Source organism: Nocardioides sp. BGA-UO-ETr-FS32 (genome assembly GCF_059567905.1).
On record NZ_JCAQOX010000014.1, the window covers coordinates 488,119 to 503,972 of the forward strand.

A 15,854-nucleotide genomic window follows, 5' to 3' on the forward strand; every position below is an offset into this window, starting at 1 on the left:
ACGGAGGCCGCGCGATGCAGCGCGACGAGACGTGTGGCGAGACGTGGGGCGAGACGTGTGGCGGAGGGAGCGCCGGATGAGCAGGGCGCGAGGAGTGCACCCGTCGGCCAGGCACGTCCTGGTGGTCGTGCAGAACCTGCCGGTGCCCCTGGACCGCCGGGTCTGGCTGGAGTGCCAGGCCCTGCGCGCGCACGGCTACGACGTGAGCGTCATCTGCCCCAAGGGCCCGGGTGACCCCGCACGGCAGGTGATCGACGGCGTCCACATCTACAAGTACCGTCCGCCGCCCGAGGCGCGCGGGCTGCTGGGCTACGCCCTCGAGTTCGTCTACTGCTGGGTGCGCACGGCGCTGCTCACCCGCACGGTGTGGCGCCGCCAGCCGTTCCAGGCGCTCCAGGCGTGCAACCCGCCCGACACCTACTGGTTGCTGGCGAAGTGGTGGAAGCGCCGCGGCGTGCGGTTCGTCTTCGACCACCACGACCTCAACCCCGAGCTCTTCCGGTCCCGCTTCGGCGACCCGCGCTCGTGGCGCGAGCGCTGCGAGATGTGGGCACTCACGTGGCTCGAGCGGCAGACCTTCCGCACGGCCGACCGAGTCATCTCGACCAACGAGTCCTACCGCAACGTCGCGCTGACGCGGGGCGGCTGCGCGCCCGGCACAGTGAAGGTGGTGCGCAGCGGACCCGACACGACCGCGATGCGCCCGCTCGTCCCGGAGGAGCGGCCGGCGGACGCGGCGTACACGCTCGCCTACCTCGGCATCATGGGCCCGCAGGACGGCGTGGACACCGTGCTGGACGTGATGGAGGAGCTGGTGCGCAGGCGCGGTCGTCGCGACGTGCGTGCGGTGCTCATGGGCTTCGGTGACTGCCTCGAGGAGCTGCGGACCGACTGCACCGCCCGTGGCCTCGACGACGTCGTGACCTTCACCGGGCGCGTCGACCGCGCCCAGATCGCCGAGCACCTGAGCACGGCCGACCTCGGCCTGTGCCCGGACGCGAAGTCGCCCCTCAACGACCTGTCGACGATGAACAAGACGATGGAGTACATGGCCTACGGGCTCCCGTCGGTGTGCTTCGACCTCATCGAGACCCGCGTCTCGGGCGGGGACACCGTCCTGTACGCCCCGGCGGGGGACGTCACCGCCTTCACCGACCACGTCGAGCACCTCCTCGACGACGAGGACCTGCGCGTCGGGCTCGGCCTGCGGGCCAGGCAGCGGGTCTGCGACGTCCTGGACTGGCGGCAGCAGGCCGAGGTCTACGTCTCGGTGTTCCGCGACCTGCTCGGACCGGTAGTCCAGGCGCCCCGCCCCCGCGCCGCCGCGGAGGACGTCCGCCCCGCTCGCGACGCGGGCCGCGACGAGCTCGGGCGGGCGTACGTCGACCTCGACGACCCCGCGGCGCTGGAGGCGTTCGTGCGCGACCGCGGCCGGCGCCGTCGCGCCGAGGTCCTGCGGCCGGCGCCCGTGCCGCCGGAGGTGCGGGTGCCTCAGCCGGCGACGGAGATCGTGGCCAGCACCGCCCGGTGATCCGCCCCTCGCAGGTCGACCGTCCGTGACGACGTGGCCACCAGCCGGGGCGACGTCAGCACGTGGTCGATCGCCGCGAACGCGGGCACCGTCAGCCCGAGGCGGCGCTGGTGCCCACCGGTCGGCCAGGTCGGTGACCAGCCGGCGTTGGCCTGCACGGCGGAGTCGCTGAAGCCGAGGTCGACGAGGGCTCGCACCGGTGCGTGCGCCAGGGTGGCGTTGAGGTCCCCGGCCACGACGACGGCCCGGTCGGCGTCGGCGCGCACCCCCGCGAGCGCCGTACTGACCCGCTCGTGGTCGTGGTGCCACGCGCCCGGGTCGTAGGGCGGCCGGGTGTGCACGGCGGCGATCGTGACGGTCCCGAGGCCGGGTGCCTCCAGGTCGACCAGGCGGCTCTCGGACCCGGCGTGGAGCAGCTCGGTCCCGGTGACCGGGAACCGGCTCAGCACGACCGCGCCGCCCTCGCCGAGCCCGGCCGAGTGCGGCAGCAGCTCCTCGACGCCGGCCGCCAGGAGCGGGTCGACGCGGCTGCTGTCGGCGTCGGTGAGGACCAGGACGTCGACGTCCTCGTCGCGGACCAGCTCGACCAGCGCCTCCGCGTCGCCGTACTCGAAGTTCTGCGCCAGCACCACCAGCGACGCAGGCCCGCCAGTCGGCCGCGAGCCGGCGTACGACGGTGCCAGCCACCAGGCGTGGACCGTCACCAGGCACACGGCGACGGCGAGCGCGACGACCGCAGCGACCCGTGCCCGGCCCAGGGCGCGGAGCACGAGGGCTCCCAGCAGGGCCGCCCCGGCGAGCGGGAGGCCGAGGGGACTGAGGGACACCAGCTCGATGAGTCGCCGGGCCTCCGGGTCCGCGACCCGCACCGCGGCGAGCAGGAGCGAGCCGAGCAGCAGGCCGACCACCACCACCGACGCGACCGCCGACGCCCAGCGCCCCGGCATGGTCCCTCCCGTCCCCGGCGAGCAGTGCGCCCGAGCCTAGGGGTTCGGCCCGCGCCCGGTCTTCGCCCATTTCGGGGGCGAGGCACCTCGATGGTCGCACCTACGATGACCGCATGTCCGGGGGTCGCACCGACGAGGTCGTCGTCGTGGTCGTGACCTACGAGAGTGCCGCGCTCGTCGCCGACCTCGTGGACTCCCTCCCGGTCGGCATGGGCGACGTGCCGTGGCGCCTCGTCGTGGTCGACAACGCCTCGAGCGACGGGACGGTGGAGCGGGTGCGCGCCCTCGCGCCCGACGCGGTGGTCGTGGAGATGGGCCGCAACGCCGGCTACGCCGCCGGGATCAACGCCGGGGCGCGGCACGCTCGCGCCGGCGAGGCGCTGCTGGTGCTCAACCCGGACGTACGCCTCGCGTCGGGCTGCGTGCCCGCCCTCCTGGGTGCGCTGGACGTGCCCGGCGTGGGCGTGGCCGTGCCGCGGCTGGTCGACGGCGACGGTGTGCTGGTCCCGTCGATGCGGCGCGAGCCCACCCTGCTGCGTGCGGTGGCCGACACGGTGCTGGGTGCGTCCCGGGCCGGCGGCATCGCGACGCTGGGCGAGGTGGTGACCGCGCCGGGGGAGTACGAGCGGAGCCAGCCCACCGACTGGGCGGAGGGGTCGACGCAGCTGATCAGTGCCGAGTGCTGGGCGCGCTGCGGCCCGTGGGACGAGAGCTTCTTCCTCTACTCCGAGGAGACCGACTTTCACCTGCGCGTCCGCGACGCCGGCTTCACCACCCGCTTCGTGCCGACGGCGATGGCCGTTCACCTGGGCGGTGAGTCGGGCACGTCCCCCCGCCTGTGGTCGATGCTCGTGGCCAACCAGTTCAAGCTCTTCGCCGGTCGCCACGGAGCGGTGCGTGCCACGGCCTACTGGACCGCGCTCCTGGTGCGAGAGACCGGCCGCGCCCTCCTCGGGCGGGCCACGTCGCGCCGCGCGGTCCGGACGCTGCTGAGCCCGGCGGCCCTGCGCGCCCCCCGAGGTCCCGAGTGGGGAGCCTGACGGGACCCACCGTCCCCCGACTTGGGTATGCGTAGCCGCGCGGGCGTCCCGCGTCGCTCGCGCGACCTACGATCCGAGCATTCGCCGACGGGGTTCGCCACGTGGTCGCCACGGGGGACCGACAGGGACGGCAGGGGGCCGGCGTCGGCGTACGGAGTGAGGGGAGGCACGGTGGGGGCACGGCTGTCACCGATCATGTCCGCGGACGTGCCCGAGGTGGCGCGCTTCCTCACCGAGCACCTGAACCACCGGGTGCCCGCCGAGCGCTGGACGCGGGCACTGTCCGTGCCCTGGGCCAGCGAGCAGCCCAATCACGGGTTCCATCTGCGTGACGCCGAGGGTGCCGTCGTCGGGGCCTACCTCGCCTACTACTCGCAGCAGCAAGTCGACGGACGCCTCGAGCGGTTCTGCAACCTGGGCGCGTGGTGCGTCCTGCCGGTCCACCGCGCGCAGGGCGTCCGGCTCCTGACCCGCCTGCTCGGCCAGGAGGGCCACCACTTCACCGACTTCTCGCCGAGCGGCAACGTCGTGGAGCTCAACCGGCGGCTGAAGTTCGTCGACCTCGACACCACCACGGACCTCCTCGCCAACGCACCGCTGCCGGCACGGCTGGGCGCGGCGCAGGTGAGTGCCGACCCCGACACGCTGCTCGGCACCCTCTCGCCGGACGAGCTCGAGCTCTACCGCGACCACCGACGCGCCGCGGCAGCACGGCACCTGGTGGTCCGGACGCCGCGCGAGCACTGCTACGTCGTGTTCCGCCGCGACACCCGCAAGCGCGTACGGGCCTTCGGGTCGGTCCTCCACGTCAGCAACCCCGAGCTCTTCCGCGCCGAGGCGGGCCGGGTCGCGACCCACCTGCTGACCCGGCACGGCATCGCCGCCACGCTGGTCGAGCGCCGGGTGTCTGGCGGCCCGCTGCGCAGGGCGACGGCCCTGTCCCGCCCCCGGCCCAAGATGTTCCGCAGCCCGTCCCTCGCGCCCGAGCAGGTGCACTACCTCTACAGCGAGCTCACGTGCCTGGCGTGGTAAGCGGGCCGGGCCCGGTGCACGCCGACCTCGACCCCGCGACCGACGGCGGCGAGCTCCTCGTCGGCGGCGTGCCCCTGTCCCGCCTCGCGCAGCGCGTGGGCACCACACCGTTCTTCGCCTACGACCGCGACCTGCTCACCCAGCGCGTCGCGCGGCTGCGGGCCGCGATGCCGGACGACCTGGAGATCAGCTACGCCGTCAAGGCGAACCCGATGCCGGCCCTGGTGCAGCACCTGAGCCGGGTCGTCGACTCGCTCGACGTCGCCTCCGGTGCGGAGATGCGCCTGGCCCTCGACACCCCGCTCCCGCCGGGGATGGTGAGCTTCGCCGGCCCCGGCAAGTCGGTGCCGGAGCTGTCGCAGGCCGTCGCCGCCGGGGTCGTGGTGGAGGTCGAGTCGCCGCTCGAGGTCGACCGCATCACCGCGATCGGCGAGGAAACCGGGATCCGTCCGGTCGTCGCCCTGCGCCTCAACCCCGACTTCGAGGTCAAGGGCTCGGGCATGCGCATGGGCGGGGGAGCGCAGCAGTTCGGCGTCGACGTCGAGGAGGCGCCGCGGCTGCTGAAGGAGATGGAGGCCCGCGGGCTGGACCTACGCGGCTTCCACGTGTTCGCCGGGTCGCAGAACCTCCACGCCGACATCCTCGCCGAGGCCCAGCGTCGCACCGTCGACCTGGTGCTGCGGATGGCCGACGAGATGACCGCCGAGCCGACCTACGTCAACCTCGGCGGCGGGCTGGGCATCCCCTACTACGAGAAGGACCGTGCGCTCGACCTCGGCGCCGTCGGCGACAACCTCGAGGAGCTGATGCGCTCGCTCGTACGTCCCCGGCTGCCGGGGGCGCGCGTCCTGCTCGAGCTCGGTCGCTACATCGTCGGGGAGGCCGGCGTCTACGTCACCCGCGTCGTGGACCGCAAGGAGTCCCGCGGCACCACGTTCCTCGTGGTCGACGGCGGGATGCACCACCAGCTGGCCGCGTCCGGCAACTTCGGGCAGGTGATCCGGCGCAACTACCCCATCGCCGTCGGCACCCGGATGGACCAGGGCGACGTGGAGACCGTCCAGGTCGTGGGGTGCCTCTGCACCCCGCTGGACCTGCTCGGCGACAAGGTCCGGCTGCCGCGTGGCGAGGTGGGCGACCTCGTCGTCCTCTTCCAGGCCGGGGCCTACGGCCACACCGCGAGCCCCACCGCCTTCCTCAGCCACCCCGCCCCGCTGGAGGTGCTGGTGTGAGGACCCACAGCCACCCGGACAGGCACGAGAGAGGCACGACATGACGCACGAGACGACCCGCGAGGCGGGCGCCGCCCCGACGCTGGACCGACCCGCGACCCACCCGACCCAGGTGGTGCTGGCCGGGCTGCTCGCCGAGCTGCTCGGCGGGGACCCCGGGCGGTACGCGCCGGACACCGAGCTCTTCGGCAGCCTGCCCGAGCTCGACTCGCTCGCCCTCGTCGAGCTGATCACCGCGATCGAGGAGCGGTTCGGCTTCGAGCTCGACGAGGACGACATCACCGCGGAGGTCTTCGGGACGGTCGAGTCGCTCGCCGCCCACGTCGACGCCTGCACGGCCTGACATGCACGCGCTGGCCGAGCTGCTGCGCGCCTCGGCGGCGCGCGCCCCGGGCAGCGTTGTGGCGGACTCGCGCTCCTCCCTCACCCTGTCCGACGCGCTGCGGGAGGCGGAGGACGTCGCCCGCGCGATCGGTCGTACGTCTCCGCGGGAGCGGCCGCTCGTGGCGGTCCTGCTGCCCGGCTCGGTGGCCACCGTGACCCACCTGCTGGCGGCCGTGCTCGGCGACCACACGGTGTGCTTCCTCGACCCCGGTGCCGGTCCACGCAGCGGCGCCGTCCTCGACGCGCTGGACCCCGACGTGGTGGTCGACGCGAGCGGGGTGCACGCGCGGCCCGCCGGCGACGCACGGCCGGACCCGGTCGCGGCGGGCTACGTCGCGATGTCGTCGGGCACCACCGGCACCGGCGCCAAGGGGGTGCTGACGTCGTGGGCGTGCCTCGCCGACTTCCTGCCCCACGGCGCGGAGGCCCTCGACCTCGACTCCGCGGCCCGGTGGGCCGAGCCCACCCACCCGTCGTACGACCTCGCGCTCACCAACTGGCTGCTGGCGCTGGCCGCCGGCGCGTCGCTGCACGTGTCGGGCTCCCTCGCGGACCGGGTGCGTCCGCTGGCCTTCCTGGCCCGCCGCGGAGCGACGCACGTCCGCGTGGCGCCGGGCTACGTCGACCTCGCGGCGGCGGAGGCCGGGCGCGGCACCCCGTGCGAGGTGCGCGTGTGGGGATCGGGCGGCGACCGGCTCAGTCCTGCGCAGGCCAGGACGGTGCTCGGACTCGGCCGCGCCACTCTCGTCAACACCTACGGCACGAGCGAGACGGGCGGCTTCGCCAGCGCCGCGGCGTACGCCTCCCCCGACGAGGTCCGCTCCCGCGATGGGTCGGTGTCCATCGGCCCCGGACGGGTGGGGCCCTGGCGGGTGGACCTGGCGCGCGACGAGAAGGACGCGGTCGGGGAGGACGAGGTGCTCGCCATCCACTCGCCCCACGTGGGCGACGGCTACCTCTTCGGCGGACACGGGCAGGACTACCCCCGGTGGGAGCCGGGCCGCGTCGTGACCGGCGACCGCGGGATCGTGGCGGACGGCGAGGTCTACTGCCTGGGCCGGGTGGGCCGGCTGGTCAAGCGCAGCGCCGGCTTCGTGAACCTCGACGACGTCGACACCGCGATCCGTGACGTGCGCGGCATCGTCAGCTACACCGTCGCCACGCGCGGCGGGTCCCTCGTCACGCTCGTGGAGGGCGACGGCCACCCCCTGGCGTCGGTGCGCGAGGACCTGGCCACCCGCGTCGCGCCCGGCGTGCTGCCGGACCGGCTGGTCCCGGTGCGGTCCCTGCCCCGCCTGGGCAACGGCAAGACCGACCAGGCTGGCGCGGTGCGGCTCGCCGAGCGCGCCCTGGAGGAGGTGGACTGAGATGCTCCCGCCCGGTGTGCTCGCCCTCTCGCTCCCTGGCCCGGTCGCCGGCGCCACGGAGCAGGTGCGTGCCGCGCTGGCGTCGACCGGCGCGGCGGACCCGGTCCTGCACGAGGAGCCGGGGCTGCTGGTCGCCACCTGGGGCGGGCGGGCGCTCGGCGCGGACGGTTCGCTGCTGCTCAGCGGCGGGGCGCGCCGGCACGAGCGCGACCTCGACGCCGGCGAGGTCGCGGACCTCCTGGGCCGGCGCGACGTCACGGCCCTGGCCGAGCTCATCCCGCCCTTCGCGGCCTTCCGGCGGCTCCCGCGCGGCGAGGCGGTCGCGGTGACGGACGCCCTGGGCTTCCGGCACGTCTACCACGCGCAGTGGGCGCACCGGGCCGGCGTGAGCACCTCGGCCCGCCTGCTCGCCGCGCTGGGCGGCTGCGACCTCGACCGCGGCTCGATCGCCCTGCAGAGCCTCCTCGGCTGGCAGGTCGGCGACGCCACCCTGTTCGAGGGCGTCACCAAGCTCGCTGCGGGCACCCTGGTGGCCCTGGCGGACGGGCGGCTGACGGTCCTCGGGGGGCGCCCACCCGACCCGGCGCCGATGGCGCTGGACGAGGCCGTCGACGCCGCCGCGTCCGTGCTGCGCGCCCACCTCACGGCGTACGTCACCGACCACCCCGACGCGACGCTCCAGCTCACCGGGGGACAGGACTCGCGGATCCTCGTCAGCGCCGTGCCTCCTGCGCTGCGCCCCGGTCTGCGGGCGATCACGCTGCGGGTGCCGGGCTCGCCGGACGCCGACATCGCCGCCGCGATCGCATCCCGCACCGGCCTGCGCCACCGCGTGGAGGAGCTCGACGACCTCACCGCGATGTCGCCCGCCGAGGCCTTCGCGGCCTGCCTGGACGCGAGCAGACGGCTCGAGGGGATGGCCGACCCCGTGGCGCTGGCCGGCCTGACCGTCGCCGAGCGTCGCTTCGACCAGGGCCACCGGATCTCGGGGTTGGGCGGCGAGGTCGCCCGCGGCTTCTACTACCTCGGCAATCCCCGCGACACCACGGTGAGCCGCGCCAAGGTCGCCCGCCTCACGGCGTGGCGGATGTTCGCCAACGAGGCCGTCGACCCTGCCGCGCTGCGACCTCCGCTGTGTGAGGGCGCCCGCGATGGCGCGATCGACCGCATCCACGCCCTCATGGCGAGCACCGGCAAGGAGTGGCTGGCGGCCACCGACGACTTCTACCTCTACCAGCGGATGCAGCGCTGGGCGGGCGTGACCGACACGGCCGTGTGCCAGGACCGCTCGATGGTCAACCCGATGCTCGACGACCGCTTCATCTCGATCGCCCAGGCGATGTCACCGCAGGACAAGCGCGGGTCCCGCTTCCTCGGTCGCCTCCAGATGGCGCTCGACGCCGAGCTCGGCCGGATGCCCCTCGAGGGCAGGCCCCCGCCCGCGGCGTACGCGGACCCGGGCCTGCTGAACCGCGCCCGCGCGGCGGGGACGCTGGCGCGCAAGGCGGTGCGCAAGGCGCGCCAGCGACTGGGCCACACCACGCGCCCGCCCGCCGGCGGAGCGGTCCTCGCCGGCAAGGTGGTCGAGCACTGGCGCCACGAGCCGGACCTGCTGCGCGCGGCGCTGGCCCACGACGTGCTCGACGAGGCCTGGGTGGAGCAGGTCGTGGCCGGCTCGGTGACCCCGGACCCCGGGACGGTGGCCTTCGTGCTCAACGTCGCGGCCCTCGGCGTCGAGCACGCCGCGACGACCCGCTGAGCGGGGCCGACCGACGAGCCCGTCAGCCGGCCGGTCGGCCGGTCAGTACGCGCCGCGACTCGACACGACGGCCCGCAGCGTGCGGACCATGATCGCCAGGTCCATCCCCAGCGACCAGTTCTCGACGTAGCGCACGTCCAGGCGCACCGACTCGGCCCAGGAGAGGTCCGAGCGGCCGGACACCTGCCACAGCCCGGTCATGCCGGGCTTGACGACCAGGCGGCGTCGCGGGTCCACGTCGTAGCGCGCGACCTCGTCCGGCAGCGCGGGCCGCGGGCCGACGAGCGACATCTCCCCGCGCACCACGTTCCACAGCTGGGGCAGCTCGTCGAGGCTGGTGCGGCGCAGCCAGCGGCCGACGCGGGTGATCCGGGGGTCGTGCTGGATCTTGAAGAGCACCCCGTCGGCCTCGTTGCGCGCGTCCAGGAGGGCACGCTCGGCATCGGCGGAGGTCGACATCGACCGGAACTTGTACATCGTGAACAGCCGGCCGTCGCGTCCCACGCGCTCCTGGCGGTAGATCGCCGGGCCGGGGGAGTCGAGGCGGACCAGGACGCCGACGGCGAGCAGGACGGGCAGCAGGAGCACCATCCCCACCGTCGAGGCCACCCGCTCCACGACCTCCTTGACCCATCGCCGCGGCCCGCGCAGCGCGGCAGGGACGACGTGCACGAGGTTCAGCCCTCCCGAGGCGAGCACGCGGGCCCGGCCGGGGGTGACGTCGATGAGGCCGGTGCCGACGCAGAGCTCGGCACCCACGGCCGCGACGGCCCAGTGCAGCCGGCGGACCTCGGCGGCGGCCAGCCGGGCGCCGGGCAGCACCACGACGGCGTCCGCCCGGTGACCGTCGGCAGCCTCGGCGGCGGCGCCGAGCCCGACGTACGTCGGCAGGTCGCCGAGGGGGACCTTCGACAGCCGGGTCACGCACGCGGCGACCACCTCGTGGTGACCGGCCGCCTCCAGCTCCAGCATCGCCTCGCGGACGTCGCGCGGCCGGCCGGCGAGGACCAGCCGGGGCCGGTGTCCTCGGGTGACGAGCAGGGCGTGCGCAGCGCTCGCCGTGGCGAACACCGCGACCAGCTGCGCCAGTCTCAGAGGGTCGGCCAGCGGACCGGTGGTGGCACCGAGCCACGGGGTGAGCGCGAGCACGAGCACGCAGGTGCGTACCCCCGTCCAGGCTGCTGACCACGCCCGCCTGCCGCGGCTCTCGCCCAGCGACTGGCGGCGGTAGTGGCCGGCGGCCAGGAGCAGGAGCGGCCAGGCGGTGGCCGCCGCGACCGCGAGCTCGAGCTCGAGCGTCTCGAGGGCGAGCCCAGCTGCTGAGGCCACGACGAGGGCGAGGACGAGGTCGACCCCCAGCACGCGCCAGCTGCGCCGCGCCCGTCGGCGACCGAGCTCCTCGGCCGGTACGGCGGGCGCCAGGTCGGCGGCTGCCGGGCTCGTGGCGGCGGTGAGCGGGGCGTCCGAGGGCGCCTGCGGCCCGGCGCCGCGCGGCCGGGGGACGGTGGGGACCAGCGGTGCGTCGTCGAGCGAGGTGGTGCGCACCGTGGTCTGCGTCATTGGCCCTCGCTCTCGCGTCACGGGTCGGAGGGGACGGCCCCCGACCATGCTTCGGAGCCTAGGAACGCGGCCTGCGAGGGGCATGCCCTGAATCGGCGAAAGCCGTGCAGTGCCCAATTACCTACTCGGAGGGATGGGCCGTTCCGGTGCCCGGAGCTACCCTCGAAGAGGTGCACCACGCTGGTTCGCGACGCTGCTTCTCCCAGCGATGGTCTGTGTGACCGAGCGGATGGCGAGCAGCCCCACATCTCGCCATGGACGACGAAGCGCACCAGTGGCGGCGGTCGAGGTTCCCCCTCCTCGACCGCCGCGGCACGTGCAGGTCGCGTCAGGACAGGTGCGCCGTGCCCGCCACGACCGGGCGCGCCCCCCGCGGTCGGGGGAGGGTGGGGGTGTCGGAGAAGAAGGCCTCGTGCCAGACCTCGAGCGACACGAGGGCCCAGATCCGGTCCTGCTCGTGACCGCCGTGCTCGTGCCTCAGCAGGAGGTCGCGCACCAGTGACTGGTCGAGGGTCCCGGCGATCCACGAGCCCGGACCGGTGAGGCGCTGGCGCACGGTGTCGCGCATGCCGGCGTACCACCAGGACCCGGCGCCGGGCTCCGGCACGCGCCGCTCGATGACCTCGTCGGGCAGCAGCGGACGGGCGGCCTCCCGGAGCACCCACGTGGTGCACCCGGCACGCACCTTGACCGAGGTCGGCAGCCGGAACGCCAGCTCGACCAGGTGGTGGTCGAGCAGCGGCAGGCGCACCTCCAGCGAGGCCGCGGTCGACATCCGGTCGAGCCGCTCGAGGACGTCGTCGGGCAGGGTGTGCCGCAAGTCGTGGCGCAGCATGCGGTCGACCGGGTCGACCCCGAGAGCCGGGGCCGGGCGGCGGTCCCGCGGAGGTGCCTGGCCGAGCAGGCGCCGACGCTCGGGGGCGGAGAACGTGGCGCCGAGGCGGCGCTCGATCCGGCGACCCAGGCCCGAGCGGACGGGCGCGGGCAGGCCGGGCAGTCCGTACGAGCGCTCCGCGACGCCGGCCAGCCGGTAGCGCTGGTGCCCGCCGAAGAGCTCGTCGGCTCCCTGTGAGCAGAGGATCGCGGGCACGTGCTCACCGGCGGCCCGGGCGAGGACGTGGGCGGCGAGGTCCGCCGGGTCGGAGAGGGGGGCGTCGCGGTGCCAGGTGAGCGGGCCCCAGAGCTCGTCGAAGTCGGACCGGCGCAGGTGCACGTCGTGGTGACGGGTGCCCAGCAGGGTGCTGAGCCGCCCGGTCCGGGCGAGCTCGTCGGGTGCGCCGGCACCGAGGGCCAGGGAGAACGTGTGCACCGGCTCGTCGCCGCCCAGCTGCTGGGCCTGGGCGGCGAGCAGGCTGCTGGCGAGCCCGCCCGTGAGGTTGATGCCCACCGGCGTGCCGGGGTCGAGGGCGGAGCGCACCGCCTCGCGCACGCCGTCGCGCACGGCCTCGATGGCGTCGTCCGGCGTCCAGGTCCCGTCCGGGTCGGCGTCCGGCGGTGACCAGTACGCCGTCTCCTCCAGGTGCCCGCCCGGCATGATCGACACGCGGTGCGCGGGGCGTACCTTCTTCACGCCCTCGAACAGGGTGTCGGGAGCGGGCACGGTGCGGTGCGCGAGATAGGCGTCCAGGCTGCGGTGGTCGACTCCCGGGCGAGGCTCGAGCACGAGGAGCGCCTTGACCTCGGAGGCGAAGGCGATGCCGCCGGGGACGTGGCGGTAGTGCAGCGGCAGGACGCCGATCCGGTCGCGGACCAGGTGCGTGGTGTCGGTGCGCAGGTCGTGCGCGACGAGGGCGAACTGGCCCTGCAGCCGCTCCACGAAGCTGATGCCCTCGAGCGCGAGCCCGGCGACGACGAGCTCGGCGTCGTCCCGGCTGCGGAACGGGTAGTCGAGGTGGGCACGCAGGGTGGCGTGGTTGCGGACCTCACCGTCGAGGGCCACCACCCACCGCCCGTCGACCGACCGCGCCGGCGGGGGGCAGGGGCTCGCAGGTCCGGCTCGGAGGGGTGAGGCGGCCGGCCGCGACCGGGCCAGGCCGACGTCGGGGCCCAGCCACACGTCGGCCCCGCCGCCACCCCGGTGGTCCTGTGAGGCGGACATCGCCTCCAGGGTGTCCCGGGTGAGGCACGTGGCGCGGGGCGAGAGGGCACGGATGCCGCTCACGCCGGCGCTGGTCATACGCCGAGCCTCCAGCCGATCTGGTTGGCCATGCCGACCGCGGCCAGCTGGGACGACACCTCGAGCTTGTTGAGGATCGACTTCACCTGGGTGCGCACGGTGGCCTCCGAGACCACGCTGTCCTGCGAGATGGCGCGCACCGTGCGGCCTTCGATGAGCGCTTCGAGGACCTGGCGCTCGCGCGGGGTGAGCCGGTCGAGTCGTCGTCGGATGTCGTCGTCGACCCGGCTCTGGTGCGACCACGCGTCGAGCAGCGACTCGAGCTCCTCGCGGGTGGTCACCGGCAGGCCCTGGTGGAGCCGGCGGACGGTCGACAGTGCCTGCTGCAGCGCGCCGCTCTTGGTCAGCACCTTCCGCGCACCGAGCCGCATGCACTCGCCCCAGCGCCCGAGCTCCTGCGACGCCGTCACGACCACGACGTTGACGTGGGCGTGCGCCAGCGGGGAGATCAGGTTGACGCCGTCCCCGAAGCGCCCGAGGTCGAGGTCGAGGATGACCGTACGCGGGTTGGCGCGCAGTGCCAGCGACCGCAGGGTGGCCATCGAGCCGCCCTCCTCCGGGAGCTCGAGCCGGCGCACGTCGTATCCCTCGAGCGACAGCGCGAGCTCCAGCGACTCGGCGAAGAGGACGTGGTCGTCAACGATCAGGACGCGGTGGTCGGCCCTAGTAAGTCCATGCACGACGGCTCCCCGGAGCCGGGTCGTCCACGGGCCGGCGGGCGGCCGGCAGCGTGATGACGAACGACGAGCCGTTGCCCTCGTGCTCGGCGAGCCGCAGGGACCCGCCGTCCTCCGTCATCAGGCGCTGGGCCAGGTTCAGCCCGATGCCTTCACCCGGCGAGTCCTCGCCGCGCAGTCCCCAGTCGAAGATCCGGTCGCGCTGCTCCGGCGGGATCCCGCGGCCCTCGTCGCTGACCCGGATGTCGACGGTCTCGTCGTCGCGCCGGACGACCTCGACGACGCTGTGGTCGACACCGCCGTGCGTGGCCGCGTTGTCGACGAGGATGTTGAGCACCTCGGCCAGCGCGTCGTACCGGCCCTGGACGACGTCACCGGCGCCCCGCACCTCGACGTGGCGGCCCTTGAGCCGCTGGAGCTCCAGGATCGGCTCCAGGGCCTGGTCGAGGTCGATCTCGGCCGCCGGACCCATGCGGCCCGACAGCAGGCGGTCCATCCGGTCGAGCTCGCGGCGCATCGACTCCCAGAGCCTCTGCCGGGCCTCCGGCGGGACGTCGGGGTTGTCGAGCATCACCGATCCCGAGACCAGCCCGGCCATCGTGCTCCGCAGCTCGTGCAGCAGCTCGCGCTGCTCGCGGGTCGTGCTGTTCTGCGTCACGACCTCGTGGCGCGGCCCGTCGTGGTCCTGGGCCGGGTCGTGGTCGTGCTCCGTGCGCCTGGTGCTCCAGACGAGGTGTGGTCGAACGGCACCGGCGCTGGCGAGCGCCCGTCCGATGAGTGCCCGACCGCCGATCCCGGTCGTGGCTCGCGGTGCCGACCACCTGGCCCGCGCAGTGCTGGTTGAACTGAGCATGGTGCTCCCCCATAGTCATGCGTAATTTTCCTGCTCGCGGACCGCGGCCACTCCCCAGTGGCCTGCGACCCGAATCACCCCGAGCGAGCAGAACTCCCACGAGCACCTTCGGACTGTTCCCACCGCCTGTCCACCCCTTCGTGCTCCGTACCCCACTTGGGGGAGGTGCGGTCTGGTCCGGAGCCGGGAGGCCTTGCCAAATATTGGTCAAGAACCCCCCAAGGTCGCGGTCAGCGCACGTCCAGCGCAGGCCAAGATGGGCCTGCCGGACCGGCCGCCCGCGCGCGCTCGGACCCAGCGAGCCCCGGCGTCCGGTCCGCTCCGACGTCTCGACGAGGAGCGGCCACGGCCCACCGCCTGCCCGGTCGCGCAGGGCGCCCCGGCGGGTCGGTGCGATCCGTCCCCAATTGTGTGCACGTTGGCCAGAGGGTCGACATCACGCCTGATCGGGGCCGTCATGCTCACAACACAGTGCCGGCGGAGGAGGGCGGATGGGCGTATCGGGGCGCGTGGGTGTCGTGTCGCCACACCTCCTGGTGGCCCAGGCCGTGGCGGCTGCGCTGAGGTCTGTCGGCACCCCCGCGGAGGCAATGGCGTGGGAGACCCCGCTCGCGTCAGGCGCGCCACCGGGAGGAGTGACCCCCCGTTTTCGACACCTGGTGGTCATCACGGACGGGCTTGACAACGAAGCCGTCATCGCCCATGTCCGTCGATACCTCGCCATCGGACGCGTACGGGTCCTCGTGGTCACCTCGGCGGACGGCGCGGTGAGGTGGGGCAGGCTGCTGGAGTCGGAGCAGCTCGACCTGCTCACGCAGACCACCGCGGTGGCGCAGCTGGCCGAGGCGGTCGACCAGCTGCAGGCAGGTCGCCCCGTGATGGATCTCGAGCGCCGGACCGCCCTGCGCACGGCCTGGGCGCTCACCGTGGACCGTCAGCAGCGCCTCGCGGCGCTGATGGCCACGCTCTCCCCGCAGCAGCGCCGGGTGCTCGAGCTGCTCGCCACCGGTCGGCGGGTCTCCGAGGTCGGCAGCGAGCTCGGTGTCTCGAGCGGCACGGTGCGCAGTCACGTGAAGTCGCTGCGCGCCAAGCTCGGAGCCCCCACGCAGCTCAAGGCCGTGGCGATGTACCACCAGGCCAACGAACGCGTCTTCGCGGTCGACCTGGTCCCGGCTCCGCGCCAGGTGGGCGAGGAGGGCGGCGAGGAGGGCGGGGGCCCGGGGGTCGAGCACGCGGCGGAGATGTCGGGTGAGGTGAGCGGCGGCGCGGTGACGCTGGCCCGTCGATAGGCTGGCC

Annotated in this window: 13 protein-coding genes; 8 read left to right on the forward strand and 5 right to left on the reverse strand. The window is 74.4% G+C overall.

The annotated features are described in order from the left end of the window. The first annotated feature begins 76 nt into the window (after positions 1 to 76). Positions 77 to 1,531 (forward strand): glycosyltransferase family 4 protein, encoded by a 1,455-nt coding sequence (locus tag AC57BS_RS12215; RefSeq protein ID WP_496411714.1) that lies wholly within the window; start codon positions 77 to 79, stop codon positions 1,529 to 1,531. Here the strand turns inward: AC57BS_RS12215 and AC57BS_RS12220 are convergent. Then, complete coding sequence (locus tag AC57BS_RS12220) at positions 1,492 to 2,478, reverse strand: endonuclease/exonuclease/phosphatase family protein (RefSeq protein WP_496411715.1); 987 nt, start codon at positions 2,476 to 2,478, stop codon at positions 1,492 to 1,494. The two genes, AC57BS_RS12215 and AC57BS_RS12220, sit on opposite strands and share 40 nt — an antisense overlap. Before the next feature lie 113 nt (positions 2,479 to 2,591). Here AC57BS_RS12220 and AC57BS_RS12225 point away from each other — a divergent pair, with 113 nt between their 5' ends. The 6 genes from AC57BS_RS12225 (at position 2,592) to AC57BS_RS12250 (ending at position 9,292) form a co-directional block, all read left to right on the forward strand. Further along, entirely contained in the window at positions 2,592 to 3,518 is a 927-nt protein-coding gene (locus AC57BS_RS12225) for a glycosyltransferase (protein WP_496411716.1), read from the forward strand. 171 nt (positions 3,519 to 3,689) lie between these two features. Beyond that, entirely contained in the window at positions 3,690 to 4,550 is an 861-nt protein-coding gene (locus tag AC57BS_RS12230) for a hypothetical protein (RefSeq protein ID WP_496411717.1), read from the forward strand. Further along, positions 4,535 to 5,782, forward strand: a complete 1,248-nt coding sequence (locus tag AC57BS_RS12235) for a pyridoxal-dependent decarboxylase, exosortase A system-associated (protein WP_496411718.1) — start codon at positions 4,535 to 4,537, stop codon at positions 5,780 to 5,782. The genes AC57BS_RS12230 and AC57BS_RS12235 overlap by 16 nt, the downstream gene beginning before the upstream one ends. Before the next feature lie 40 nt (positions 5,783 to 5,822). Continuing rightward, on the forward strand, positions 5,823 to 6,125 hold the full coding sequence (locus AC57BS_RS12240) for an acyl carrier protein (RefSeq protein ID WP_496411719.1): 303 nt from the start codon (positions 5,823 to 5,825) through the stop codon (positions 6,123 to 6,125). Position 6,126: 1 nt separating this feature from the next. After that, a complete protein-coding gene (locus AC57BS_RS12245) occupies positions 6,127 to 7,533 on the forward strand; it encodes an AMP-binding protein (protein ID WP_496411720.1) in 1,407 nt (468 codons plus the stop codon). A gap of 1 nt (position 7,534) precedes the next feature. After that, complete coding sequence (locus AC57BS_RS12250) at positions 7,535 to 9,292, forward strand: asparagine synthetase B family protein (protein WP_496411721.1); 1,758 nt, start codon at positions 7,535 to 7,537, stop codon at positions 9,290 to 9,292. Between the two features lie 42 nt (positions 9,293 to 9,334). Here AC57BS_RS12250 and AC57BS_RS12255 read toward each other — a convergent pair whose 3' ends face one another. The 4 genes from AC57BS_RS12255 to AC57BS_RS12270 all read right to left on the reverse strand — a co-directional run bounded on the left by AC57BS_RS12255 (position 9,335) and on the right by AC57BS_RS12270 (position 14,558). Then, positions 9,335 to 10,852 (reverse strand): exopolysaccharide biosynthesis polyprenyl glycosylphosphotransferase, encoded by a 1,518-nt coding sequence (locus tag AC57BS_RS12255; protein ID WP_496411722.1) that lies wholly within the window; start codon positions 10,850 to 10,852, stop codon positions 9,335 to 9,337. Between the two features lie 328 nt (positions 10,853 to 11,180). After that, on the reverse strand, positions 11,181 to 13,028 hold the full coding sequence (gene asnB, locus AC57BS_RS12260) for an asparagine synthase (glutamine-hydrolyzing) (protein WP_496411723.1): 1,848 nt from the start codon (positions 13,026 to 13,028) through the stop codon (positions 11,181 to 11,183). Then, positions 13,025 to 13,708 (reverse strand): response regulator transcription factor, encoded by a 684-nt coding sequence (locus tag AC57BS_RS12265; RefSeq protein WP_496411724.1) that lies wholly within the window; start codon positions 13,706 to 13,708, stop codon positions 13,025 to 13,027. Before AC57BS_RS12265 ends, asnB begins: the two co-directional genes overlap by 4 nt. Further along, the gene (locus AC57BS_RS12270) at positions 13,692 to 14,558 is read right to left on the reverse strand and encodes a sensor histidine kinase (RefSeq protein WP_496411725.1); all 867 of its coding nucleotides are present in this window, start codon (positions 14,556 to 14,558) and stop codon (positions 13,692 to 13,694) included. The genes AC57BS_RS12265 and AC57BS_RS12270 overlap by 17 nt, the downstream gene beginning before the upstream one ends. A 659-nt stretch (positions 14,559 to 15,217) precedes the next feature. On the opposite strand from AC57BS_RS12270, the gene AC57BS_RS12275 reads away from it, so the two are divergent. Continuing rightward, positions 15,218 to 15,847, forward strand: coding sequence for a response regulator transcription factor (locus AC57BS_RS12275; protein WP_496411726.1), 630 nt, complete (start codon positions 15,218 to 15,220; stop codon positions 15,845 to 15,847). Positions 15,848 to 15,854: the final 7 nt, after the last annotated feature.

Bases quoted from the DNA above. Each gene is read 5' to 3' on its own strand.
- AC57BS_RS12215 (WP_496411714.1), top strand. From the start codon at position 77: ATGAGCAGGGCGCGAGGAGTGCACCCGTCGGCCAGGCACGTCCTGGTG.
- AC57BS_RS12220 (WP_496411715.1), bottom strand. From the start codon at position 2,478: ATGCCGGGGCGCTGGGCGTCGGCGGTCGCGTCGGTGGTGGTGGTCGGC.
- AC57BS_RS12225 (WP_496411716.1), top strand. From the start codon at position 2,592: ATGTCCGGGGGTCGCACCGACGAGGTCGTCGTCGTGGTCGTGACCTAC.
- AC57BS_RS12240 (WP_496411719.1), top strand. From the start codon at position 5,823: ATGACGCACGAGACGACCCGCGAGGCGGGCGCCGCCCCGACGCTGGAC.
- AC57BS_RS12245 (WP_496411720.1), top strand. From the start codon at position 6,127: ATGCACGCGCTGGCCGAGCTGCTGCGCGCCTCGGCGGCGCGCGCCCCG.
- AC57BS_RS12250 (WP_496411721.1), top strand. From the start codon at position 7,535: ATGCTCCCGCCCGGTGTGCTCGCCCTCTCGCTCCCTGGCCCGGTCGCC.
- AC57BS_RS12255 (WP_496411722.1), bottom strand. From the start codon at position 10,852: ATGACGCAGACCACGGTGCGCACCACCTCGCTCGACGACGCACCGCTG.
- asnB (WP_496411723.1), bottom strand. From the start codon at position 13,028: ATGACCAGCGCCGGCGTGAGCGGCATCCGTGCCCTCTCGCCCCGCGCC.
- AC57BS_RS12270 (WP_496411725.1), bottom strand. From the start codon at position 14,558: ATGCTCAGTTCAACCAGCACTGCGCGGGCCAGGTGGTCGGCACCGCGA.